Source organism: Bradyrhizobium sp. Rc3b (assembly GCF_900114915.1).
GTDB lineage: Bacteria > Pseudomonadota > Alphaproteobacteria > Rhizobiales > Xanthobacteraceae > Bradyrhizobium.
The window spans coordinates 99,704-123,428 of record NZ_FOUS01000018.1 but is presented as its reverse complement, the minus strand read 5'-3'; the positions used below and the strand labels follow the sequence as shown (position 1 = coordinate 123,428).

Annotated in this window: 23 protein-coding genes; 5 read left to right on the top strand and 18 right to left on the bottom strand. The window is 63.8% G+C overall.

Annotated features, from left to right (window positions below; translation table 11 throughout):
- Positions 1 to 115: 115 nt before the first annotated feature.
- The 5 genes from BM190_RS33485 to pstS all read right to left on the bottom strand — a co-directional run bounded on the left by BM190_RS33485 (position 116) and on the right by pstS (position 3,211).
- Positions 116 to 814 carry an MIP/aquaporin family protein gene (locus tag BM190_RS33485; protein WP_092261832.1) on the bottom strand — a complete coding sequence of 233 codons (699 nt, stop codon included), beginning with the start codon at positions 812 to 814 and terminating at the stop codon, positions 116 to 118.
- Entirely contained in the window at positions 814 to 1,224 is a 411-nt protein-coding gene (arsC, locus tag BM190_RS33480) for an arsenate reductase (glutaredoxin) (protein ID WP_092261831.1), read from the bottom strand. Before arsC ends, BM190_RS33485 begins: the two co-directional genes overlap by 1 nt.
- Before the next feature lie 17 nt (positions 1,225 to 1,241).
- Positions 1,242 to 1,721 (bottom strand): ArsI/CadI family heavy metal resistance metalloenzyme, encoded by a 480-nt coding sequence (locus BM190_RS33475; RefSeq protein ID WP_026202415.1) that lies wholly within the window; start codon positions 1,719 to 1,721, stop codon positions 1,242 to 1,244.
- An 11-nt stretch (positions 1,722 to 1,732) separates the two neighbouring features.
- Entirely contained in the window at positions 1,733 to 2,077 is a 345-nt protein-coding gene (locus BM190_RS33470; protein ID WP_092261830.1) for an ArsR/SmtB family transcription factor, read from the bottom strand.
- Between the two features lie 87 nt (positions 2,078 to 2,164).
- The gene (gene pstS / locus BM190_RS33465; RefSeq protein ID WP_092261829.1) at positions 2,165 to 3,211 is read right to left on the bottom strand and encodes a phosphate ABC transporter substrate-binding protein PstS; all 1,047 of its coding nucleotides are present in this window, start codon (positions 3,209 to 3,211) and stop codon (positions 2,165 to 2,167) included.
- Positions 3,212 to 3,568: 357 nt separating this feature from the next.
- Here pstS and BM190_RS33460 point away from each other — a divergent pair, with 357 nt between their 5' ends.
- The 4 genes from BM190_RS33460 (at position 3,569) to BM190_RS33445 (ending at position 7,915) form a co-directional block, all read left to right on the top strand.
- Complete coding sequence (locus BM190_RS33460; RefSeq protein WP_092261828.1) at positions 3,569 to 4,420, top strand: 3-hydroxybutyryl-CoA dehydrogenase; 852 nt, start codon at positions 3,569 to 3,571, stop codon at positions 4,418 to 4,420.
- Positions 4,421 to 4,689: 269 nt separating this feature from the next.
- A complete protein-coding gene (locus BM190_RS33455; protein ID WP_018320743.1) occupies positions 4,690 to 5,154 on the top strand; it encodes a group III truncated hemoglobin in 465 nt (154 codons plus the stop codon).
- Between the two features lie 262 nt (positions 5,155 to 5,416).
- Entirely contained in the window at positions 5,417 to 6,070 is a 654-nt protein-coding gene (locus BM190_RS33450) for a QcrA and Rieske domain-containing protein (protein ID WP_092261860.1), read from the top strand.
- 117 nt (positions 6,071 to 6,187) lie between these two features.
- Entirely contained in the window at positions 6,188 to 7,915 is a 1,728-nt protein-coding gene (locus BM190_RS33445; RefSeq protein WP_092261827.1) for a methanol/ethanol family PQQ-dependent dehydrogenase, read from the top strand.
- Between the two features lie 279 nt (positions 7,916 to 8,194).
- Here the strand turns inward: BM190_RS33445 and BM190_RS33440 are convergent, their stop codons facing one another.
- The 7 genes from BM190_RS33440 to xoxF5 all read right to left on the bottom strand — a co-directional run bounded on the left by BM190_RS33440 (position 8,195) and on the right by xoxF5 (position 16,149).
- On the bottom strand, positions 8,195 to 8,452 hold the full coding sequence (locus BM190_RS33440; RefSeq protein ID WP_018320740.1) for a superantigen-like protein SSL4: 258 nt from the start codon (positions 8,450 to 8,452) through the stop codon (positions 8,195 to 8,197).
- A gap of 72 nt (positions 8,453 to 8,524) precedes the next feature.
- Positions 8,525 to 10,852, bottom strand: coding sequence for a xanthine dehydrogenase family protein molybdopterin-binding subunit (locus tag BM190_RS33435; protein ID WP_092261826.1), 2,328 nt, complete (start codon positions 10,850 to 10,852; stop codon positions 8,525 to 8,527).
- 1 nt (position 10,853) lies between these two features.
- The gene (locus BM190_RS33430; RefSeq protein ID WP_018320738.1) at positions 10,854 to 11,306 is read right to left on the bottom strand and encodes a (2Fe-2S)-binding protein; all 453 of its coding nucleotides are present in this window, start codon (positions 11,304 to 11,306) and stop codon (positions 10,854 to 10,856) included.
- A gap of 674 nt (positions 11,307 to 11,980) precedes the next feature.
- On the bottom strand, positions 11,981 to 12,544 hold the full coding sequence (gfa, locus tag BM190_RS33425; RefSeq protein ID WP_018320737.1) for an S-(hydroxymethyl)glutathione synthase: 564 nt from the start codon (positions 12,542 to 12,544) through the stop codon (positions 11,981 to 11,983).
- Between the two features lie 32 nt (positions 12,545 to 12,576).
- Complete coding sequence (locus BM190_RS33420; RefSeq protein WP_018320736.1) at positions 12,577 to 13,686, bottom strand: S-(hydroxymethyl)glutathione dehydrogenase/class III alcohol dehydrogenase; 1,110 nt, start codon at positions 13,684 to 13,686, stop codon at positions 12,577 to 12,579.
- A 60-nt stretch (positions 13,687 to 13,746) separates the two neighbouring features.
- A complete protein-coding gene (locus BM190_RS33415; protein WP_018320735.1) occupies positions 13,747 to 14,235 on the bottom strand; it encodes a c-type cytochrome, methanol metabolism-related in 489 nt (162 codons plus the stop codon).
- Positions 14,236 to 14,346: 111 nt separating this feature from the next.
- Positions 14,347 to 16,149, bottom strand: a complete 1,803-nt coding sequence (gene xoxF5 / locus BM190_RS33410) for a lanthanide-dependent methanol dehydrogenase XoxF5 (RefSeq protein WP_018320734.1) — start codon at positions 16,147 to 16,149, stop codon at positions 14,347 to 14,349.
- 511 nt (positions 16,150 to 16,660) lie between these two features.
- Here xoxF5 and BM190_RS33405 point away from each other — a divergent pair.
- On the top strand, positions 16,661 to 17,629 hold the full coding sequence (locus BM190_RS33405; RefSeq protein WP_018320733.1) for a helix-turn-helix domain-containing protein: 969 nt from the start codon (positions 16,661 to 16,663) through the stop codon (positions 17,627 to 17,629).
- Between the two features lie 37 nt (positions 17,630 to 17,666).
- Here the strand turns inward: BM190_RS33405 and BM190_RS33400 are convergent, their stop codons facing one another.
- The 6 genes from BM190_RS33400 to BM190_RS33375 all read right to left on the bottom strand — a co-directional run bounded on the left by BM190_RS33400 (position 17,667) and on the right by BM190_RS33375 (position 23,568).
- Positions 17,667 to 18,092: a hypothetical protein gene (locus tag BM190_RS33400; protein WP_092261825.1), complete on the bottom strand. Its 426-nt coding sequence runs from the start codon at positions 18,090 to 18,092 to the stop codon at positions 17,667 to 17,669.
- A 144-nt stretch (positions 18,093 to 18,236) separates the two neighbouring features.
- Positions 18,237 to 19,226 carry a Bug family tripartite tricarboxylate transporter substrate binding protein gene (locus BM190_RS33395; protein ID WP_092261824.1) on the bottom strand — a complete coding sequence of 330 codons (990 nt, stop codon included), beginning with the start codon at positions 19,224 to 19,226 and terminating at the stop codon, positions 18,237 to 18,239.
- A 110-nt stretch (positions 19,227 to 19,336) separates the two neighbouring features.
- A complete protein-coding gene (locus tag BM190_RS33390; protein WP_092261823.1) occupies positions 19,337 to 20,362 on the bottom strand; it encodes an FUSC family protein in 1,026 nt (341 codons plus the stop codon).
- Between the two features lie 247 nt (positions 20,363 to 20,609).
- Positions 20,610 to 21,539, bottom strand: a complete 930-nt coding sequence (locus BM190_RS33385; protein WP_092261822.1) for a type 2 periplasmic-binding domain-containing protein — start codon at positions 21,537 to 21,539, stop codon at positions 20,610 to 20,612.
- The gene (locus BM190_RS33380; protein WP_091966698.1) at positions 21,536 to 21,892 is read right to left on the bottom strand and encodes a c-type cytochrome; all 357 of its coding nucleotides are present in this window, start codon (positions 21,890 to 21,892) and stop codon (positions 21,536 to 21,538) included. The genes BM190_RS33385 and BM190_RS33380 overlap by 4 nt, the downstream gene beginning before the upstream one ends.
- Before the next feature lie 11 nt (positions 21,893 to 21,903).
- On the bottom strand, positions 21,904 to 23,568 hold the full coding sequence (locus BM190_RS33375) for a methanol/ethanol family PQQ-dependent dehydrogenase (RefSeq protein WP_092261821.1): 1,665 nt from the start codon (positions 23,566 to 23,568) through the stop codon (positions 21,904 to 21,906).
- Positions 23,569 to 23,725: the final 157 nt, after the last annotated feature.

Genomic DNA, 23,725 nt, shown 5'->3' with positions numbered 1-23,725 from the left:
GTGTTCGTAGCGGCTTCACGGACCGGTTCCTGCGAGTCTTGCTGACATCCACAGAATACCCGGGAGGAACGGTTTGGAAACGCGATTCAATTCAAAAAATGCGGCTGGCGCCGCGTTATGCAGGCTCTTCTGACACGATCTGACGGGAGCTTTGCCTTTCGGGGGCCCAAAGCCAGCGCGCGAGCAGAACGGCGAGAATTGCGCCGATGAACTGCGCGGCAATGAAAGCCGGCATGCCTTGCGGGGCAATACCCGCGAACGTATCGGACAGTGAGCGGGCGATGGTGACCGCGGGGTTGGCGAACGAGGTGGACGAGGTGAACCAATACGCCGACGTGACATAGAGGCCGACGGCGTAAGGCACGGCGGTGTTGGTCCGGTGCCCGACGCCAAAGATCGTCGAGAGCAGACCGAAGGTGGCTACAGCCTCGGCCAGCCATTGTCCGGCTCCGGTGCGGGCCGTGAGGGAAAGCTGGAGGACAGGAAGCTCGAACATCAGGTGCGCGATCCCGACACCCGCGACCGCGCCGGCGATCTGGGCGATGGCGTAGGTCGCCGCGTCCGTCCACGTCGTTTCGCCGCGCAAGGCGAATGCGAGCGTGACCGCCGGATTGAAATGAGCCCCCGATATCGGAGCGAAGATCAGGATCAGCACCACCAGGATTGCGCCCGTGGCGATCGTATTGCACAGCAGCGCCAGCGCGACGTTTCCGCCCGAGAGCTTCTGCGCCATGATCCCGGAGCCGACCACCGCAGCAAGCAGGAACGCCGTCCCGAGCCACTCGGCGAAGGCGCGCTGTGCAAGGCTCGGCATCAGGCGTCGCGATCCAGCCTGACGCGCTCGCCGTCTTCCTTGACGAATTCGCCCCGCTGCGGCGGTAGCAGATCCAGCACGAGCTCGGAGGGGCGGCATAGCCTGACGCCTTTCGGCGTCACCACGATCGGTCGGTTGATCAGGATCGGATGCGCCATCATCGCGTCGAGCAACTGATCGTCCGTCAGCGCCGGATCGGCGAGCCCGAGCTCCGCATAGGGCGCCGCTTTTTCGCGAACCGCCTCGCGCACCGAAATCCCCATGCGCGCGACGAGCTGCTGCAGCAATGCCCGCGACGGCGGCGTTTTCAGATATTCGATCACGTGCGGCTCGATACCGGCATGCCGGATCATGGCAAGCGTGTTGCGCGACGTGCCGCAATCGGGATTGTGGTAGATGATCGCGTCCATTGCAGGTGCCCTCGTGCTCAGCAGCAGGCCCGCGAGGTTGCCGGCGCCGCCTGCGGCGCGCAGCAGGCCGATTGCTGCTCCGGCTTCTCATGCGCGACCCGCGCCTGGTTCTCGCCGCTGCCGTCGCCGTAATCGGTGCTCTCGCCCGTGGTGTGGAAGGTTTCCCAGGCGATGCCGGCCGGATCGTCGATCCAGGACTTTTCCGACTTGGCGTAGCAGCAGGTGGTCTGCCCCTGCTCGACGACGTTGCCGCCGGCCTTGCGCAGTCGGGCATAGACCTCCTGGAGTTCCTCGCCGGTCTCGACCTGGATGCCGAGATGATCGAGCCCAGCCGCGCGTCCGCGCGTCGAGATCGCAAAATTCACGCGGGGGTCGTCCAGCATCCATTTGGCATAGTCGGACTTCACGACCGAGGGCTCGCTGGCAAACAGGGCGGAGTAGAATCCGATGGAATGGGAGAGATCCTCGACGGACACGTGAACGTGCAGGCGCTTCATGGTCTGTCCTTTCAGGCTGGCACTTTGCTGCGCTTCCGCGCCGGTTTCGAAGGCTTTGCCGGAGCGCATGACACCCCGCCGCAGCAGTTTTCGGTCAGGAATCCGACCAGCGCGTTCATGGTCTCGAACCGCGCCGCATAGATCATCGAACGCCCCTCGCGACGGACGGTCGCGAGCCCAGCCATCCGTAGCCGGTCGAAATGGAAGGTCAGCGTATTGGGGGCGAGATCCAGCGCCTCGGCCACCGCGCCGGCGGTCAGGCCTTCGGGGCCGGCCTGCACCAGCAAGCGGAAGACATCGAGGCGATTGTCCTGAGCGAGCGCGGCGAGCGCCGCGACGGCGTCCATCTTTTCCATATTTCAACGATTATTGAAATAATGGCGGCCTGTCAATCGAGATTGGCATGCGGAGAGCCAATCTCGATTGACGGCCGCCGTCGCTGTTCAGCGCTTCACGGCCGCCGTTGCCGTCTGTGCTTCCAGGCTCTGCTGCCAATAGCGTTCGATCTGGTCGATCAAGGCAGGCGGGAGCGGGACGTAGTTGAGCGTCTGGGCCTCGGATTTTCCGTTTTCCAGCGACCAGCGGACGAAGTCGATGGCGGCTGCCGATCGTTCCGGTGATTTCGGCGCCTTCGGCATCAGCACGAAGGTCGTCGCCGTGATCGGGTAGGCGTCTTCGCCGGGCGCGTTGGTGAGCACGAGATGGAAATCCTTCTCCGCCTTCCAGTCCGCGCTTGATGCCGCCGCCTGGAACGATGCGGCGTCGGGCACGACGTAATTGCCGGCGCTGTTCTGCACGATACCGAAGGAAATCCGGTCGAGCCGTTGCAGCGCGTAAGTATATTCGAGATAGCCGATCGCGCCGGGTATGAGACCGACGAGCGAGGCGACACCATCATTGCCGCGGCCGCCGAGGCCAAGCGGCCACTCGACGGAGGTGCCTTCGCCCACGCTGGCTTCCCACTGCGGGCTAACCTTCGACAGATAGTTCGACCAGTTGAATGTCGTGCCTGAGCCGTCGATGCGATGGACCACCGTGATCGCAGCGTTCGGCAATCTGACGTCGGGGTTGATCGCGGCGATCGCCGGATCGCTCCAGGATCTGAGCTTGCCGAGATAGATATCGGCGAGCACCTGCCCGGTGAAGCGGATCTGGCCGGGCTTGACGCCGTCGATATTGACCACTGGCACGACGCCTCCGATGACGATCGGGAATTGCATCAGGCCGAGCCTGTCCAACTCCCTGGGGTCGAGCGGCATATCGCTGGCACCGAAATCGACGGCTTCCTTTTTGATCAGGCCGAGGCCGATGCCGGAGCCGACCGCTTGATAGCTGACGACGTTGCCGGTCTTGGCCTTATATGCGTCGGTCCATTTCGCCATCACGGGCGAAACGAAGGTTGAGCCGGCTCCTCTGGTCTCGGCTGCCAAGCCTGGCGTTGCGACGAGCAGAGCGGCGAGGATGATGGGAAGTGCAATATGTGTCTTCATTTGCGCGAGGCTAACAGGTGGGGCACGAAGCCGATGTGGTCGATCTCACAATTGCGTCGCGAGGCATTCGCGGTGGCCATTGCGCGCCGACTACACCACGCCGTCAGCTCCGCCGCGTCGTCCGATTGAGGGAGGCCGCTGTCCCGGCCGGGCAGGGACGCAATTTTGGGGCAAATTACGCGCCATGCGGCCAAATCGGGCCGTTTCGCGCCCGTCGGCGGCTTTATTCCCGCCGTGGATGCTTTAAGGAGAGGCAGGATCAGGTCGCAGGCGCCCCTCGGCGGTGCTAGAGCCTGATGCAGGGAATAATGGGCCGTGCCGTGTCGGCGGGGCCGCAAGGATGAAGGATATGGAGCAATGATCCAGACCGTTGGCATCATCGGGGCAGGGACCATGGGGAATGGTATCGCGCAGGTCTGCGCGGCGGCCGGGCTCTCGGTCGTGATGGTCGACATTTCCGACGCGGCGGTGAACCGCGGGCTGTCGACCGTCGGCGGCAGCCTCGAGCGTCTGGTCAAGAAGGAGAAGATGTCGGCGGCCGATCGCGAGGCGGCGCTCAAGCGCATCACCGGCACCACCGACCGGGCGAAGCTTGCCGATTGCGATCTGGTTATCGAGGCCGCAACCGAGAACGAGGAGCTCAAGGTCAAGATCCTGAAGGATCTCTGCGCGACGTTGTCGCCGCGAACGCTGCTTGCGACCAACACCTCGTCGATCTCGATCACGAAGCTCGCTGCGGCGACCGATCGTCCCGACCGCTTCATCGGCATGCACTTCTTCAACCCGGTGCCGGTGATGGCGCTGCTGGAGCTGATCCGCGGCCTGCAGACCTCCGACGACACCCACGCCAAGGCCCTCGATTTCGCCAAGCGCGTCGGCAAAGTGGCGATCACCGCCAAGAACAGCCCCGGCTTTGCCGTCAACCGCATCCTGTGCCCGATGATCAACGAGGCGATCTTCGCGCTCCAGGAGGGAATTGCGACCGCGGAAGAGATCGATGCTGGTATGAAGCTTGGTTGCAACCATCCGATCGGGCCGCTGGCTCTGGCCGATCTCGTCGGGCTCGACACCATGCTTTCGGTGATGGATGTCTTTTACAAGGGCTTCAACGATCCTAAATACAGGCCAGCGCCGCTGCTCAAGGAGATGGTCGATGCAGGCCATCTCGGCCGCAAGACCGGGCAGGGCTTCTACAGCTACGGTACGTGATCTGTCATCGCGACAAAGACGGTCCCGTAGGGTGGGCAAAGCGAAGCGTGCCCACGTTCCGTGGCCGTATCGGACTGATGGTGGGCACGGCGCAAGTGCGCCTTTGCCCACCCTACGATACTGATCAAGGAGCAGACGCCGGGCTCGAAACGCCCGCGGCCCAATCCCGCAATTTGCGCCAGGACAAAGATGTCGGGCGCATTAGGCCTGACAATGTCGAACGGGCGGCTCGCGGGAACGCGGGGAACAACGAACGGAAAACGAAGGACATGTCGGATCGACTGAAGGCCGAGCGCGAGGCGGCGGCCGCGCGGCGGAACCTGTTGACCCAGGATGCGATCGAGCGCACCGGGATTACCGAAGAGATGATCGGGGAACTCGTCACCCGCTTCTATGGCCGCGTGCGCGAAGATGCACGGCTGGGCCCGGTGTTCGGGATCGTGCAGAATTGGGACGAGCATCTCGCCAAGCTCAGAGATTTCTGGTCCTCGGTCGTGCTGATGAGCGGCCGCTATCACGGCTCGCCAATGCGGGCGCATTTACCGCTGAGCCTGGTCGGCGATCATTTCGACCGCTGGCTCGATCTGTTCGAGCAGACCGCGCGCGAGGTCTGCCCGCCGCCAGCAGCTAGCCTGTTCATCGACAAAGCGCGCCGCATCGCCGACAGTTTTGAGATGGCATCGGCCACCGTCTCCGGTTCTATCGCCGCGCCGCGCCACGTGCTCAGGTCCTGACAACGACCGGCTGCCTGCAAAACATGCAGGGTCGTCGCGCTGCGTTTGCGCAGCGCGACGAATAGCGCGTTGCACCAATTCCAACATCATCGGTCTGATCTGCAAAATCATCATGCCGCTCGCGCGGCGCGACGTTGAATTGTGAAAAGGCGCTTGAACACGTTCATCGTTGTTCAATCAACGCGAGCAAAGCCACATTGATGCACTGCGGTGCCAACTCTTCGCCTTGTTTTCGGCAGAGTTCCAGTGCCTGCTTGTGAACATGTCCCGCGCATCGTTCACAACCAATTCATCACCGTCCGAGAGTCCTGGGAAACCCGAAGCCGACGCCTGTGCCGAGCAGACGCGGCGAACGATCCTGCTTGGCGCGCTCGCCACCACCGCCTGCCTCGGTTGCTCCGCGTCTGCGCACGCGGGCGAGGATCCGCCCGGGTCCGACGAACGGCCGCAGAAAGGCGATGTGCTCGTCTTTTCCGAAGGCGACAAGGAGGGAAAGCCCATCACCGCGGCCGACCTGCCGGCCGGCGGACCGCCGGTGCATGCCTGGCCGAAGGATCCCAAGACATCGGTGGTGCGCAGCGCCTCCCGGCTCAACGAGATCCTGATCATCAAGCTCGATCCCGCCGAGCTTGACGAGAAGACGGCCGCGCGCGCGGTCGACGGCATCATCGCCTATTCGGCGATCTGCTCGCATGCCGGCTGTCCCGTCACCGCCTGGGTGAAGAGCGATGTCGGCGACAAGGAGGTGTTCAAGTGCATGTGTCACAACTCCGAATACGATCCTCGTGCGGGCGCACAGGTCGTGTTCGGCCCGGCGCCGCGACGGCTCGCGGCGCTGCCGGTGGCGCTCGCTGACGGCTCGCTCAGCGTCGCCGGCAATTTCATCGGAAAGGTAGGTGGCGCGCAGCCAGGATGACGGACGGTGCGGGCCCACGCCCGCGTCACGAGAGGTCGTATCCGCCGTTGGGCGGACGACGGGACGAACGACAAGAATTCAACACAAGAATTCAAACGGATGAAAAGGGGAACGTCCATGACCAGGAAGCAATGGTACCTGTCCGGCTTCGTCGCCTTCACCTGCCTCGCCTCGACCGCCGCCGTGTCAGGTCCGATCGAGAATTACGCACCGGTCACCGCACAGCGGCTGGAGAATCCGGAGCCAAACAACTGGATGCTCTATCGGCGCACCTATGACGGGCACGGCTACAGCCCGCTCGATCAGATCAACACCTCCAACGTGAAGAATCTCACGCCGGTCTGGACCTTTGCCACCGGCGTCGTCGAAGGCCACGAGGCGCCGCCAATCGTCAACAACGGCGTGATGTTCGTGGCGACCCCGATGGGACAGGTGATCGCGCTCAACGCCAAGACCGGCGACGAATATTGGCGCTACAAGCGGCAGCTCCCCGACGATCTGTTCCAGCTGCACCCGACCAGCCGCGGCGTTGGCCTCTGGGAGGACAAGCTCTACCTCGCCACCACGGACGACCACGTCGTCGCGCTCGATGCCAAGACCGGCAAGGTGGTGTGGGACACCAAGGTGCAGGACTACAAGAAGGGCCAGTACATGACCCTGATGCCGCTGGTCGTCGATGGCAAGGTCATTGTCGGCGGCTCCGGCGGCGAGTTCGGCGTGCGCGGCTATATCGCGGCCTATGATGCCAAGGACGGCAAGGAGCTGTGGCGAACCTTCACCATTCCAGGCGAAGGCGAGCCGGGCCATGACACCTGGCAGGGCGACGATTGGAAGAACGGCGGCGGCTCAGCCTGGATGACCGGCAATTACGACAAGGAGACCAAGACGATCTATTGGGGCGTCGGCAACGCCGCGCCATGGCCCGGCGAGACCCATCCCGGCGACAATCTTTACACCTCCTCGGTGCTTGCGCTCGATCCGAGCACCGGCAAGATCAAGACCTATCACCAGTACCACCAGAACGATTCCTGGGACTGGGACGAGGTCGATGCGCCGATGCTGATCGACCTGCAACGCGATGGCCGCAACATCAAGAGCCTGGTCCATCCGGGCCGCGACGCGATCTTCTGGGTGCTCGAGCGCACGCCGACCAAGATCAACTACGTCGCCGGCTGGCCGTTCGTCTCGACCGACGTCTGGAAGGGGATCGAGCCCGAGAGCGGCAAGCCGATCGTCGACCCCGCGCACAAGCCGGTGATCGGCAAGCGTGTCGAGTTCTGTCCGTCGCTGTGGGGCGGCAAGGACTGGCCGTCGGCGGCCTACAGCCAGAAGACCGGCCTCGTCTACGTGCCGGCCAACGAGAATTTCTGCGGCGGTTTCACCGGCGAGAAAGTCGCCCTCAAGCCGGGTGAGCTCTGGCTCGGCACCAAGCCGGAAGACATCGGCCTGAAGACGAAGCCGGGCGCGGATCATTTCGGCGAGCTGCAGGCCTGGGATCCCACCACGGGCAAGAAGGTGTGGCAACACAACTTCCCGAAGTCGCAGCTGTTCGGTTCGGTGACGGCGACCGCGGGCGATCTCATCTTCGTCGGCGGCACCAATGACCGCAACTTCCGCGCCTTCAACGCCAAGACCGGCGAGCTCCTGTGGGAGCAGAAGACCAACTCCGGCATCATGGGCATGCCGGTGTCCTATGAGATCGACGGCACCCAATACATCGCGATCCAGTCGGGATGGGGCGTCGACGCGCAGCGCATCCAGGACGCGCTGGTGACCAACAACATCGGCATCGAAGCCAACGTGCCGCAAGGCGGCGTCATCTGGGTGTTCGCGCTGAAGAAGTAGCTCCGCGGCGGATCGAAAGAAGCGGAGCAGCAGGGGGGTGGCGAATGCGGCGGACGGCAACGTCCGCCGCATTTTTGCGATGGAAGGCGTCGAACGCGCTTACTTCCCTTCTCCCCTTGGGGGAGAAGGTGGCGCGAAGCGCCGGATGAGGGGTTCTATCCGCGCTCTCATCGCGAGGGGGACTCGCCGAGACAACCCCTCACCCAAGTGAGCTCGTGTCAGCCAACGTCGCTGCCCTCTCCCGCAGGGGGAGGGCGCATCAATGCGCAGACGCGAAGGCTACTTCCCCTGACGCTCCACCTTGTCCTTTTCCTTCTGGTTCATCTCGCGAACCTTGGGATCCGGATTGTGCTGTCCGGTGGTCTGGGTGGTCGAGGCAGGCGGGGCGGCGTTGGGCAGCGAGTTCTGGTCCGGCGCGGTGGGACGTGTCGCGGTGGCCGGCGGCGTCGTGTTGCTCTGGGCGAATGCGCCGGAGGCCGTCACAAGAAAGGCGCCCGACAGCAACGAGACTGCGAGCGCCTTTGAGATATTTGTCATCGATCTGCTCCTGTCAGATCGATGGAAACGGCGCGAGACCGCTTGTGTTCCGTCTCGCGCCTCTGTTCCGTCTCACGCTTCCAATTGTTTGCCGATCGGAAGCGAGCGGATGCGTTTTCCGGTCGCCGCGAAGATCGCATTGATCAGCGCCGGTGCGAATGGCGGAACACCGGGCTCGCCGACGCCGCTCGGCGGCGTGTCGGGTCCGGGTGGCACGATGTAGACGTTGGTCACCACAGGAGATTCATCCATCCTGACGACCTGGAAGTCGTCAAAGTTCTTCTGCTGCACCTTGCCGTCCTTGAAGGTGATCTCGCCGTATTTGGCAAGGCTCAGCCCCATGATCGCCGCGCCTTCGATCTGCGAGGCGATGCGCTCGGGGTTGACATAGGTGCCGCAATCGATCGCCGTGTCGACCCGTGGCACCGTCAGCTTGCCCTTGTCGTCGACGGCGACCTCGACGATGGTCGCGATGTAGCTGACGAAGCTGCGGTGCACCGCGATGCCAAGGCCGTGGCCCTTCGGTACCTTGCGTCCCCACTCACCCTTCTCGGCGACCAGTTCGACCGCCTTGCGCAGGCGCGCGGTGTCGATCGGGTAGCTCTCCTGGGGCTCGCCGTAGTTCCAGAGGTCTTTCACCTCCGGTTTGACGATGCGCGGGCTTCCGATCAGCGCGAGCAGCGTCTCCTTCTGGTCGCGGCCGGTCGCTTGCGCGATCTCGCCGACCATTGATTGCACAGCGAAGGCGCGCGGGATGTTCGAGACCGAGCGGAACCAGCCGATGCGGGTGAACGCCGCGGCTTCCGGATTCTCGCACGAGATGTTGGCGATCTCGAACGGCATGTCGACGAGGCCCATGCCGATCTCGAACGGGGCCTGGTGCACGGTCCCGGCAGCGAACGTCGAGGCGATGCTGGGGGCCACGCTGCGATGGCGCCAGGCGACCACCTTGCCGCTCTTGTCGAGGCCGGCCTCGATCCGCTCGACCGAGACGGTATGCAGGAAGCCGTTATGGATGTCGTCCTCGCGCGTCCACTGCACCTTCACCGGTGCGCCGAGCTCCTTCGAGAGCAGCGCGGCCTCGAGCGCAAAGTCGCATTTCGACTTGCGTCCGAAACCGCCGCCGAGAAGCGTGACGTTGACGGTGACGTTGCCCTCGGGAATGCCGAGCGTCTTGGCGACGTCCTCGCGGGTGCCGCCGGGGCTCTGCACCGGCGCCCAGATCTCCGCCTTGTCGCCCTTGACGTCGGCGACCGCCACCGGCGTCTCCATGCTGACATGAGCAAGATGCGGGACGTAGTACTCGCCGACGATCACCTTGTCGGCGCCCTTCAGGGCAGCGTCCGCATCGCCCTCCTTGCGCAAGACGAGGCCCGGCTTGCGCGAGGCTTCCTCGAGCTCCTTACGGTAGGCGACGGAGTCGTATTTGCCGTTGGGACCATCGTCCCAGACCAGCTTCAACGCATCCCGGCCCTTGATCGCCGCGCCGGTGTTGCGCGCGATCACGGCGACGCCGCCGAGCGGCTGGAACTTTGATGGCCACGGCCAGCCTTGAACCTTCAGCACCTTCTCGACGCCGGGGACCTTCAGCGCCGCATCGGGATCGAACGAGACCAGCTTGCCGCCGGTTACCGGCGGGCGCGCGATCACGGCATATTTCATGCCCGGCAGCCGCACATCGGCGCCGTAATGCGCCTTGCCGGTGGTGATGTCGTGGAGATCGACGATGCCGACCTGGCCCTTGCCGAGATACCGGAAATTCTTGGGGTCCTTCAGCTTGAGGCCTTCGATGCTGGGCACCGATTCCTTGGCGGCGTCGGCAGCGAGCTCGCCGAAGCCGAGCTTGCGGCCACTGGCGCTGTGGACGACCTCGTGATTGACCGCCTTGACCTCGGTCGCCGGCACGCCCCAGCGCTTTGCCGCGGCCTGCTCCAGCATGGTGCGGGCCGAGGCGCCAATCTGGCGCATCGGGATCAGATAGTGCCGCGTGCTGCGCGAGCCGTCGGTGTCCTGGTTGCCGAACTTGACCTCGTCGCCATGGGCCTGCTGCACCTTGACCCTGGACCAGTCGGCTTCCATCTCCTCGGCCACGATCAGCGGCAGGCTGGTGCGGACGCCGGTGCCCATTTCCGAACGGTGACCCACGATGGTCACGATGCCGTCGGGCCCGACCGAAACGAACACGCGCGGATCCACCACGACGCCGTGCGGCATCTTGCCGGCGCCGGTCTCGTAGGCCAATGCCTGGCGCGACATCACGGGTGCGGCGAGCACGAAGCCGCCGGTGATGCCGAGCCCCTTCAGGATGCTACGGCGCGAGACCTTCTCGACCTTGATGTTCTTTTCGAAGCCACGTTTTTCGAAGCTATGGAGCTTGCCGGGATTGTCGATGAAATTCATGTCACACCCCCGTCGATGCGAGATGGACCGCGTTCTCGATGCGCTGGTAGCAGCCGCAGCGGCAGATGTTGCCTGACATCGACTCGCGGATCTGGTCGTGCGAGGGTTTCGGGTTGTCCATCAGAAGCGCGGCGGCCTGCATGATCTGACCGGCCTGGCAGAAGCCGCATTGCGGTACGTTGACCTGGCGCCACGCCTTCTGCACCGGATGATCGCCAGTCGGATGCAGCCCTTCGATCGTGGTGACCTCGCGTCCGGCGACGTCATTGACCGACGTGATGCAGGCGCGCACGGCCTGCTTGTCGACGATGACGGTGCAGGCGCCGCACAGGGCCTGGCCGCAGCCGTACTTGGTGCCGGTCAGTCCGGCCTCGTCACGCAGGAACCAGAGTAGTGGGAGATCCGGGTCGCCGTCCCAGCTCTGTTCCTGGCCGTTGATCTTCACCTTGATCATGATCGTCCCTCGCTCTTCATAAGCATGCCAAATTCAAAGCTTGCCGACGCCGATCGGCGACGGCTCGTGCCTGGTCGCGCCACATTCCGCCCTCGTCCCGCGCGGGCAGATCCCGGAGGGAGGCAGGAACGCCGATGGCGATGTCTGGATGTGCTCGATACCTCCCCCGTTTTTGTTCTTAATTGATTGAACGTCGTGCGGCATCGTGACGGCGCGATCGTAGCAGAGATCACCACCGCCCGGCGTTCACAGCCGGGTGTTCTCACCGGGAAAAGATTGCATCGATGGTTTGTCAAAAGCAGGGCGCGTCAGCGCGCCGCGTGGGCCGCGTATTCGCAAACAGGGGGTGCGATGAAAAAAGCTTCGTCCGCCAGAAAGACTGCGCGGACGAAGCAAGGTGCCTCAGTCGAGGGAGGGAGAAACGCAGGAGCCGGGAACTTCAAGACGGAAGTTGGCGGCGCTGCGCAGTCATTCAGAGACCAGGACTGAGGGAGCCAATCACGCTCGCATACGCGTAGCTTGCAGGGGCGGCGGCATCGCCGCGACTGTCCCGGGGCCGGGCCCGGTCCGGCTCGCTGGCACTGATCAAGGCCAGCGAGCGGATAGGGCCTGGCGAACGTCCGATCGCCTTGTTCAGGCGGCCTTTGCTCAGGCGGCCTTGTTAGGCGGCCTTGTTAGGCGGCCTTGGCTTTGGCGACGTGGGTCGCGATCGCATCCATCAGCGCCGGTGACAGGCAATCATAGGGCTCGAGCCCGATTTCCTTCAGCCGCGAACGGATGCCCGCCATCTGCTCCGGCTTCACGCCCGCTTCGATCACCGAGGAGACGAAGGCGGCGAATTGCGGCGCCTGCGAGCCCTGCTCCTGGAACAGCTCGGGATGAATGAAGTCGAGACCGTAGAACGGGTGGCCCTTGTTCTCGATGCGGCCGTACATGTGGGTGCCGCACGCCTTGCAGGCGTAGCGCTGGATCACCGCGGACGGATCGACGATCTGGAGCTTGTCGCCGTTCTCGAGCACGGTGACGTTCTGGCGCGGCACCACGGCGACGACGGAGAACGTCGCGCCCTGCGGCTTCCAGCACTTGGTGCAGCCGCAGGCGTGATTGTGGGCGACGTCGCCCTTGATGCCGACCTTGACCTGGTGGTCCTTGCATTTGCAGGCCAGCGTGCCGCCGGCGAAGCTGCCGCTGCCCTGTTTGAGGCCGTTGTCGATCGATGGATGGAGTGCAACAGTCATGGGTCGATCCTCCTTGGGGTGACGCTTTCGAGCTAGTAGACGACGACTGAACGGATGGATTTGCCCTCGTGCATGAGGTCGAAACCCTTGTTGATCTCTTCGAGCTTGAGCACGTGGGTGATCATCGGATCGATCTGGATCTTTCCGTTCATGTACCAGTCGACGATCTTCGGCACGTCGGTGCGGCCGCGGGCGCCGCCGAAGGCCGTGCCGCGCCAGTTGCGCCCGGTGACGAGCTGGAACGGGCGGGTGGCGATCTCCTTGCCGGATTCGGCAACGCCGATGATGATCGAGGTGCCCCAGCCGCGATGGCAGGCTTCCAGCGCCTGGCGCATCACCGTGGTGTTGCCGGTGCAATCGAAAGTGTAGTCGGCGCCGCCATCGGTGAGGCCGACGAGGTGCTGGACGATGTCGCCGGTGATCTTCTTGGGGTTGACGAACTCGGTCATGCCGAACCTGCGGCCCCAATCCTCCTTAGAGTCGTTGATGTCGACGCCGATGATCTTGTCGGCGCCGGCCATCTTGGCGCCCTGGATCACGTTGAGGCCGATCCCGCCGAGGCCGAACACCACCACGTTGGAGCCGGGCGTGACCTTCGCGGTGTTGACGACGGCGCCGACGCCGGTGGTGACGCCGCAGCCGATGTAGCAGCTCTTGTCGAAGGGGGCGTCCTCACGGATCTTGGCGACCGCGATCTCCGGCAGCACGGTGAAGTTCGAGAAGGTCGAGCAGCCCATGTAGTGATAGACCGGCTTGCCCTTGTAGGAAAAGCGGCTGGTGCCGTCGGGCATCACGCCCTTGCCTTGCGTCGCGCGGATCGCGGTGCAGAGATTGGTCTTCTGGCTGAGGCAGCTTTTGCACTGCCGGCATTCCGGCGTGTAGAGCGGGATGACGTGGTCACCCGGTTTCACCGAGGTCACGCCAGGGCCGATCTCGCGGATGATGCCCGCACCCTCATGTCCCAGGACCGATGGGAAAATTCCCTCGCTGTCGAAGCCGTCGAGCGTATAGGCGTCGGTATGGCAGATGCCCGTCGCCTTGATCTCGACCAGGACTTCGCCGGCCTTCGGTCCTTCCAGATCGAGCTCGACGATCTCGAGCGGCTTCTTGGCTTCGAAAGCGACGGCGGCACGTGTCTTCATTGGTAGCTCCTCAAATTCTCGCAAGGTGCCAAGAGGTAGTCTCGGCAGCCTCAGCAACGTTCATTTATGGCCCATGCAGGCGTCTTCCGCCTTGGTGTAGGCCTCCGTTTTCTCCTCCTTCTTGGAGGGACGCTGCCGGCCCCATGCTTCGGTGGAGCGGGCGCGCAGATAGACGTACAGATCGTCCATGTAGCAGGCGACGTTCGGATTATCGCCGAAGGCGGGCATGACGTTCTCCTGCGCGGTCGAGATGTTCTTGCGACCGGAGGCGACGACGCCGAGGAAGTCGCCATAGCTCATGGACTTGACGGAATCCTTGAGCGCTGGCGCGTAGGTGGAGCCCATGCCGTCAGGCCCATGGCAGACGTGGCAGTCGGAGTGATAGCGGCGGTATCCGGAATAGGTGAACCAGTCCACGGTGCCGTCGGAAATCTTGTAGGTCGGAGTGCCTTCCTTATCGAGCCACTTTCCGTCGTCTTCCTTCTTCACGGCGGTCGGATCGCCCGGACCGTCCGCGACCGCAATTCCTCCGGACGCAACCAAGATCATCGCAGCAATGACAGAGCAGATTTTACGCAAGAGATTCATCCTCGAAGGAGCCCGGGGGAGACGAGCCGGCGCGTGGATTTGATTCCACGCGCCGGAGCGATGCTGATGGGCCTAGTTCGGCAGCGCGAACACGGTCAGCGTACCGCCGAGTGCCGTGTAGTTGCTGAGGGCCGCATAGCCACCGACCGCGCCGAGACCTGCGGTCGGATCGGTCAGGCCTGCCGCCAGACCGATGCCGGCCCAGCCGCCGACGCCGGAGAGCACTGCGACATACTGCTTGCCGCCGTTCTCGTAGGTGGTGACGTTGCCGATGATGCCGGAGGGAGTCTTGAACTTGTAGAGCTCCTTGCCGGACTTGGCGTCGACCGCCTTCAGGTAGCCTTCGAGCGTGCCGTAGAACACCACGCCGCCGGCGGTTGCGAGCGCACCCGACCAGACCGAGAACTGCTCCTTGTTCGACCAGACGATCTTGCCGGTCTTGCCGTCCCAGGCGATGAAGTTGCCCATGTGGGTTTCACCCGCCGGCGGATACATCGAGAGCGTCGCACCCACATAGGGCTGGCCCGCGGTGTAGCTCACCTTGAACGGCTCGTAGTCCATGCAGACGTGGTTGGTCGGAACGTAGAACAACTGCGTGTCCGGCGAGTAGGCTGCCGGCTGCTCGTCCTTGGTGCCGAGCGCGGCCGGGCAGATGCCCTTCACGTTGACGTCCTCGCCCGCCTTGTCGGTCGAAGCTGCGTCGAGCACCTTCGGACGGCCGTAGGTCGGCGAGTTCTTGTCCATGTCGACGCCGGAGGTCCAGTTCACCTTCGGATCGTACTTTTCGGCGACCAGGAGTTCGCCGTTGGTGCGGTCCATGGTGTAGGCGAGGCCGTTACGGTCGAAGTGCGTCAGCAGCTTGCGCGGCTGGCCGTTGATCGACTGGTCCGAGAGGATCATCTCGTTGACGCCGTCATAGTCCCATTCGTCGTGGGGCGTCATTTGATAGACCCACTTGGCGACGCCGGTATCCGGGTTGCGCGCCCAGATCGTCATCGACCATTTGTTGTCGCCGGGACGCTGCTTCGGATTCCAGGTCGAGGGGTTGCCCGATCCGTAGTAGACGAGGTTCAGCTCGGGATCGTAGGAGATCCAGCCCCAGGTGGCACCGCCGCCGATCTTCCACTGATCGCCTTGCCAGGTCTTCAGGCTGGAATCCTTGCCGATCGGCTTGCCGAGCGCGGTGGTCTTGTCGTCGACCAGGAGCTGGTTGTCCGGTCCTTCCGAATATCCGCGCCATGCCAGCTTGCCGGTCTTGATATCGTAAGCCGACATATGGGCCTGGACGCCGAACTCGCCGCCGGAGATGCCGATCAGCACCTTGTCCTTGACGACCATGGGGGCCGACGTGCCGGTCTCGCCCTTGCTCGGATCGCCATTCTTGGCGGTCCACGCAACTTGACCGGTCTTGACATCGAGCGCGACGAGGGTGGTGTCGGCTTGATGCAGGAAGATCTTGCCGTCGCCGTAGGCCAGGCCGCGGTTGACGGTGTCGCAGCACATCACCGGGATGACGTTCGGATCCTGCTTCGGCTCGTACTTCCAGACGATCTTGTTCTCCTGCGAAAGGTCAATGGCATAGACCTTGTTCGGGAACGGCGTGTGGACGTACATCATGTTGCCGATGATCAGCGGGCCGCCTTCATGGCCGCGCAGCACGCCGGTCGAGAAGGTCCAGGCCACCTGGAGCTTGCCTACGTTCTGTGCGTTGATCTGGTTGAGCTTGGAATAGCGGGTATTGGCGTAGTCGCCGGTCGGCATCACCCAGTCTTTCGGGTTCTGCGACATCTTGACCAGCTCGTCATTGGCTGAGGCGCCCCCGACGGCGAGCGCCGCCGCGGAGCCAAGAAAGGTCGCCAGTAGCACCTTGCGCATAGTTATTCCTCCGTTGGTCTCGTTTATTGTTTCCGAAGCAATACTGATTCACCGGGCTTCTCGTCCGGCGTCTGCTCGTGCAGGGCGGTCACGATTGGGACCAGAAACGATGCTGTGCTGTTTCCTCCTCCTGATGAGAGCCACGGGTCCACGTGCAGGAGCGGCCCGTTCTTGTTGTTCCTGCCGCAATCCCTAACGACTTCGTCATCGGGAAACTTGCCCAAGAGAGAAGGCGGTTTGCTTCATAGCGCACGGACGCGAAGATTTTGATTTTGCAGTAGCGAATTCAGCGGCTTCCGCATCGCTTTGACAGTGCCTTCAACGCTCAGGTTCCCCTTGACGGCGCTGCAACTAAGGCGGAGGATTAAGTTTCAAGGGTGGCAATGGAACGATGGCGCTCGTGCCAAAAGACCGCTCAAATTCGAGGTAAACGTCACGCAATCACGGCTGAGGGCTCCGGCAGCGCTGGTTGCGATTCGCGTCTCTCCGGATCAAACCAGTGGCTGGATTAATGTCCGACACCATTCACACGCTCTCGACGACCGGCATGACGCCGAAGCGCCAGATCCAAAGCTGGATCGACGGGCTGACGAGTCTGTGTGGGCATTTCGACGTCGATCCGCTGGAGGCGTCCTCGCTCGAGGGCCGCATCGACTACACCAGCGTCTCGCGCCTGAAGCTCTGCCAGATCGAAGTGAGTCAGCATCGCATCGCCCATACGCTGGCGCGCGCCAAGGCCAACGAGCATCCGTACATCAAGATTCACTTCCAGACCTACGGCGTGTCCTATTTCGAGCAAGAAGGCCGCCACATCGAAATCAACCCGGGCGACATCATCGCCTATGACGTCTCCTGCCCGCATTCGATCATCAGCCCGGCCTTCACCCGTCACGACGTCGTGATCGTGCCGAAGGCGCTGCTGCGCGACCGCGGATTCCCGTCGCAGCGGATGCCCGCCTGCAAGCTGTCGTCGAAGACAGGGACGGGGCGGATCGCCCACGATTTCGTTCATGCGACCTTCGACGAGGCGGCAAAGCTGTCGGCAAACAGCGCGGTCGGCGTCGCCGATTCGCTGATCGACCTGCTGCTGCTGCCGCTGCGCGAAGCCGACACGATGTTCGACCGTGTCGGGCCCGAAGCGATGTATGTGCGCGCGCAGTTCTTCATCCGCGAGCACCTGCGCGATCCGGATCTGTGCATCGACCAGATCTCGACCGAGCTCGGCTGCTCCAAGCGCTATCTGCACATGCTGTTCTCGGAGCGCGGCACCACGGTGAGCGACTACATCTGGCAGGCGCGCCTGCAGAACTGCCGCCAGGAGCTCGAGGCCCACGCCGGCAAGACCATCACCGACGTCGCGTTCTCCTGGGGCTTCTCCAGCTCATCGCATTTCAGCCGGGTGTTCCGGAAATATTTCGGCGTGGTGCCGTCCTCGATCCACAAGGCGCAGCAGGCCACCGCGAGTTCGGGCGAGCACTAGGCCGGACGCAAGAGGCTGCCAGCGATTGCTATCCCGCTTACGCCGACGTCGCAATATAGGGAATGCTGCCCACGAGAGCGACGAGCAGCGCCGCGTTGCCCAGCATTCCGCTCCAATGTAGCCTGCGCAACCGACGCGGGGCTTCGGCATCGCCGGCGTCCCTTGCGCTGAGCTGGTCGTCCATCCGCCGCATGAACCAGCTGCGCCCCCAGATTGCCAGGGCAGCGATCATGCCGACGCCCATCGCAGCCGCCAGGCGGCCGTCGAGGAGGAGGGCCACCGTTCCAATCACGGCGGCGATGCGCATCACCAGAAAATGGGCGTTGAACATTCCGCGCAGCAGCTGGGCGACGGGCTGGATATCGAGCTTCACCAGCAGGAAGGCGGGCGATGCCAGCGTGAAATAGCCCATCGGAAAGAGCAGGATGACCATGACGGCGACAGCGACTCCATCCGGTGTCATGCAATCGGCCTTTCCCGTTCCGCCCCGATGAAGGCTCTCGGCGGTGGCGCACAATCATAGCGTGAAATTGCGCTTCCGACACTAGGCTTTGGTCGGAAGCCGGCCCGGGAAGGACGGCGGGCGCGTTGCGTCGCCCCTGGATCCTCAAGCCGGCTCGAGGCCGAGAGACTTCGCGCTCTCGATCCAGATCGGCAGTTCGCGCTGATACAGGGCGTTGCTCTCCTTGAAGCCGATTGCGGGTTCGAGCACGAAGGTCGTGAGAACTTCCTTCACTTTCGGATCGTTGTTGGCGGCAACGCACAGCTCAGCCAGGCGGTCGACGACCGCTTGCGGCGTTGCCTTCGGCACGGCCCAGCCCGAGAAGCCGCTCACGGTGAAGAATTTCGAGGTCGCGCCCTGCTCCGGGAGGGTCTTGATAGCAGGGATCACATCGACCTTCTTCGAATGCACCGCGAACACGGTGCCGCGGTCGCTTTGCAGGACCGACTGGGCCGCCGTGTAGCTGCCCATCGCGGCATCCAGCGTGCCTTCGAGCATCCCCGTCCACATCGGGGCTTCGCCGCGGTAATGGACCGGCTCGATGGACAGGCCATACTGCTTGTTGAGCTCGTTGATCGTCATGTGCGGGGCCGAGCCGGCGCTATAGGTGCCGAAGTTCACCTTGCCGCTCTTGCGTGCGAACGCAACGAAATCCTCCAGCGTCTTGACCCCGGTCTTGGGGTTCGCGACCAGCAACAGGCCGGCACCCGGAATGACGCTGACGAGCGCCAAATCCTTGTCCATGTCGTAGCCGGGATTCTTCATCACCACCCGGTTCATGATGTAGGTGGTCGAGATCGAGCACAGCATGGTGTGGCCGTCGGGCTCGGCGCGGGCGACTTCGGCGGTGCCGATCGCGCCGGAGGCGCCGGGCTTGTTCTCGACGACGACAGTCTTGCCGACCTGCTTGGAGATGAACTCACCATAGGCGCGCGCGAGCAGGTCGGTCTGCCCGCCGGCGGGATAGCTGCAAATCATGCGAATCTGCCGCGACGGCCACGCGGCTTGCGCCGAGGCGTTGCGCATGACGAAGGGCATCGCAAGTGCGGTGGTACCGGCGGCGACGAAGTGGCGGCGATCGAATTTGGCGGACATGATTCCCTCCTGATTTTGGCCGAACCTACTGCATCAGGCTGGCGCCGCCATGGCCGGCGAGCGAGACAGATTGGCGCATTCGACACAGCGGCGAGGTGCCCATTCGCGCCTCACCCGGGGGGCGACCGCGCCTTACGCATGATGCGCAGCCACACGATCTCGGTCAGGGCCACGGCAATGAGGCCAAAGCTGCCGCCGATCAGCACGTTGACGATGCGCTCCTCCGCGATGCCACTGGCGCCGCCGGCAAAGGAGGCGGCCAGCGCGATGAAGAAGCAGCGCAGGCCGAAGCCGAGGATGTAGCGGGAAAACGAGATCAGCGTGAGGGTCGCCGCCAGCACCGCGAGCGCGTAGCCGACGCGGCTCTGCGGCAATACGATGCCGGCGAGGAAGCCCAGCGGCACGCCGACGAAGGCGCCGATCGTACGCTGCTTCAGCTTGTCGGTGGACGTCGAGAGATCGCCGACCACGACGCTCGCGGCCGACCACATCACCCATTGCCCCTGCGCAAGGTTCAGGATTTCGACCAGCGCCGCCGCCGCGAACACCGCCATGGCGGTTGCCAGCGCGGGCAGGAACCACTCGGCCGCGGGCGGCCCGAACGAGGTTGCGGCATCGCCTTGCCGCCGCTGGTCGTAAATCCGGATGGCGCAGACCAGTGCCAGCGCGATCGGCGAGGAGGCGACGATCACGCCGGCATGCCGCAGCGCTTCGGCGGTGCTCACGCCCTCGCGCACCTCGCAGGCGAGATAGACGGCGGGGATGAATACCCAATTGCCCAGCGTGCGGAAATGCTCGCCATAGCGGGTCCCTGCCACCGCCAGAAAACCGGCAAGCGCCGTCAGCACCGCGAATAGCGGCTTGATCGGGGCTGCCAGGAAGAGTGCGGCAAAGGTCACGAGGATGGCGAGGTAGTGCCAGACGATGACTTTCGGCGGAAAGTGCTGCCTGAGCGCGGGAATGAGCAACGAGACCGCGACCAGCCCGAGATTGAGCAGCGCCGTTTCGCGCGCGATGAAATAGGCGGCCACCATCGGTCCGGCGACAATCAGCGCGCGCAGCAGCTCGGCGGTTTTGATTTCGCGGGAGAGCAGGTCGCGCAGGTTGGTGGCGGACGGGCTGATGGGCGAATTCACGGAGCACCAAAGGGGCGAATGAAAAGCCAAGCATAGCACGGAATGATGCAGAACTTTGCGAAGGGCTCGACGGCCTTGCCGCACCCTCGCTGTCATCGCCCGCCTTGTGCGCAATTGCGCACTGGGGGGCGATCCAGTACTCCGTGACGGTTGTGATTGACCCGTTGGGCCGCGGCGTACTGGATGCCCGGCTTCGCGGGTATGACAGCGGAGCGCGCGGAGGTGCTGCCGCTCGCCGCGACCAGCTCTACCGCTGAATGATCTTCATCCACACGTCGCCCAGGATCGCAGGCTCGCGCGGTGGCAGGTAGGTGAGCCCGGCCTGCATGCCTAACTCTGCGATCTTGCCTTCGGCCGCGAGCCCCGTCAGCGCCTTGTTGACGGCGTCGATCAGCGCGTCATCGCTGGCCAGTCCGACATAGCCGCGATTGGCGCCGATCGGATAATAATATCCGGACGCCGTGATCGCCGTGTCCGGATGCGCGGCGCGATGGGCGTCGAAGCGGCCGAGGTCGATCAGCGTCGCGTCATGGTCGCCGCGCCGGAGTGCGCCCAGCAGATCGTCGCGGCCGGGGACGAGATGGGTGATGTTGTCGATCAGCCGCCCCTTGTCGAAGGTCATCAGGATGGCATCGCCGAGCGAGCCGCTTTCGATGACGAGACGAAGGCCGGCGAGATCGCCGATGTCGCCGATCTTGCGGCCGCTTGCCTTCGGCCCGAGCACGACCGTCATCGGCGAATAGACGTAAGGCTGGCTCGGCGCGAGCACGCCGAGTGCGACGCGGCGCCGCCGATCGTCGCGCGTGGCCCCGGCGAAGTCAGGCAAGCGCGCCGTCTTCATCCCGGGGGCGACGAGCGAATCCTTCGTCAGCGCGTAGCCGCCGACGAGCGAGCAGCGGCCATCCGAGAGCAGCGCATTGGCCTCGAGCTGTGGACTCGAATCCTCGTCCAACTTGCTCTCGAACCACTGGATCGTCAGCTTCCGTCCGAGCCGCTCCGCCATTGCCTGCGCCAGCAGCACGTCGAAGCCGGCATCCGGCTTGCCGCGGTGGTGCATCGAGAACGGCGGCCGGTCCTCGTCGAGACAGATCTTCAGGGGATCGTCGGCCGCAAGGGCGACCGACCCCATCGTCGAAAGAAGGGCCGCAATGCTCCATGCAGCACGCCGGCCCCTCATGGCTTCCTCCGGCTGGAGATGAAGGCCCAGAGGGAGCCGATCTCCTCGTCGTTGAGGATATCGCCCCACGGCGGCATCTTGTTGTTCTTGCCGTTCTTCACTGTGGTGACGAAGCGCGTCTTGTCGTCGGGGATGGCACGCAGGTCCGGCGTGATCGTGCCGGAGTTCATCAGATTGGGGCCGTGGCAGTGCGAGCATTTCGAAGCATAGGTCGACTTGCCGTGGTCGATCTGTGCCTGCATGGGATTGCCGGTTGCGTCGTCCGCGGCGCGAACGGTCGCCGCAAGCGCGACCGTCAGCCCCGCGACGGCGGCGAGGACCGCCGCCGTCTTGTGAGATGGTTTTCTCAGCATCATGCCGTGGATTACTGCTTGACCGCAAAGACCCACAGCGAGCCGCCGGGCGGCACGTTGGCAAGCCGCTCGTCGCCCGAGAACAGCGAGTAGACGCCGCCATAGCCGCTGGTCACCGCGACATACTGCACGCCATCCTGCTGCCAGGTCACCGGCTGGCCCTCGATGCCGGACCCGGTCTGGAACTGCCAGAGCTTCTTGCCGGTGTCGGCATCGAAGGCCTCGAACTCGCCGGTCAGGGCACCCGAGAACACGACGCCGCCCGCGGTCGACAGCACGCCCGAGAAGCGTGGAATGTCGCTCGGTGCTTCCCATTTCGACTTGCCGGTCATGGGATCGATCGCCTTGAGATGACCGCGCGGCCCGTCGCCGTACTCCCAGAGGTCGGTCAGGTCCATCCCGAGATACCATTCACCCTGCTTGAAGGTGACGGGCTCAGTCTTGTACCTGCCGCCGAAGGCGAGCGTGTTGGCATAGGCAAGGCCGGTCTGCGGGTTGAAGGACATCGGCTCCCAGTTCTTGCCGCCAAGGATCGACGGATAGACCGTGACCTTCTTGCCCTCGCGCGCGTCCTTCGACACGTCGGTCTCGATCGGACGTCCCGTCTTCATGTCGATGCCGGTTGCCCAGTTGACCTTCACGTAAGGGTTGGCCGCGAGCAGCTTGCCGTTGGTGCGGTCGAGCACGTAGAAGAAGCCGTTACGGTTGGCGTCCATCAGCACCTTGGTCGGCTTGCCCTCGACATTCATGTCGGCGAGGACCATCTCGGCCACGCTGTCATAGTCGAACGGATTGTTCGGCGAGAACTGGTAGTGCCACTTGATCTTGCCGGTCTTGGGATCCATCGCCAGCACCGAGCAGGTGTAGAGATTATCGCCGGGACGCACCGCCGAGTTGAACGGTCCGGGATTGCCGATGCCCCAATAGATCGTGTTCAACTCGGGATCATAAGACCCCGTGATCCAGGTCGAGCCGCCGCCGAGCTTCCAGGTATCGCCCTTCCAGGTATCGCCGCCGGGCTCTTCCGGTGAGGGGATCGAATGGGTGCGCCACAGATGCTTGCCCGTCGCAGGATCCCAGCCGTCGATGAATCCCCTGGTGCCGAATTCGGCGCCGGAGATGCCGGTGATGACGACGCCGTCGGCGACAAGCGGGGCCACCGTCATGGAGTAGCCTTCCTTGATGTCGGCCGCCTTCTGCCGCCACAGCTCCTTGCCGTTCTTGGCGTCGAGCGCGATCACGTTGGCGTCGAGCGTGGTGCGAAACACCTTGCCGCCATAGAGCGCCGCACCGCGATTGATGATGCCGCAACAGACGATGCGCGGCGTCTCGGCGGGATATTCGACCTTGGTCTTCCAGATCTGCTTGCCGGTCTTGGCGTCGACCGCCATGGTCGCGTTGTGCGAGGTCACGTAGATCACGCCCTGGTACACCAGCGGCTGCGATTCCTCGCTGCGATCGTCGTTGAACGAGTAATTCCAGACCGGGACGAGGTTCTTGACGCTGTCCTTGTTGATCTGGTTCAGCGTCGAGAAGCGCTGCAGATTGTAGCCCATCCCGTAATTGAGAACGTTCGATGTATCGGTCGCGCCCTTGACCAGTTGCTCGGTGGTCTGTGCGCTTGCACAAGTCGATGCAAGCATGACGAGGCTCGCGGCCATCGCAAAGCGTTTCATCCGTTCCTCCCAATATGCGCGCCTTTTGACGCTGCGGGAGCAACACTCCGTCGGAAACCAAAACGCGTCAATACGAAAGTCATAAGTGTCGTGTCGATATCGTTGAACAGGCGCCGGTCACCTTACGGAAACCTGACGGCAACCGAGTCCCACTTGT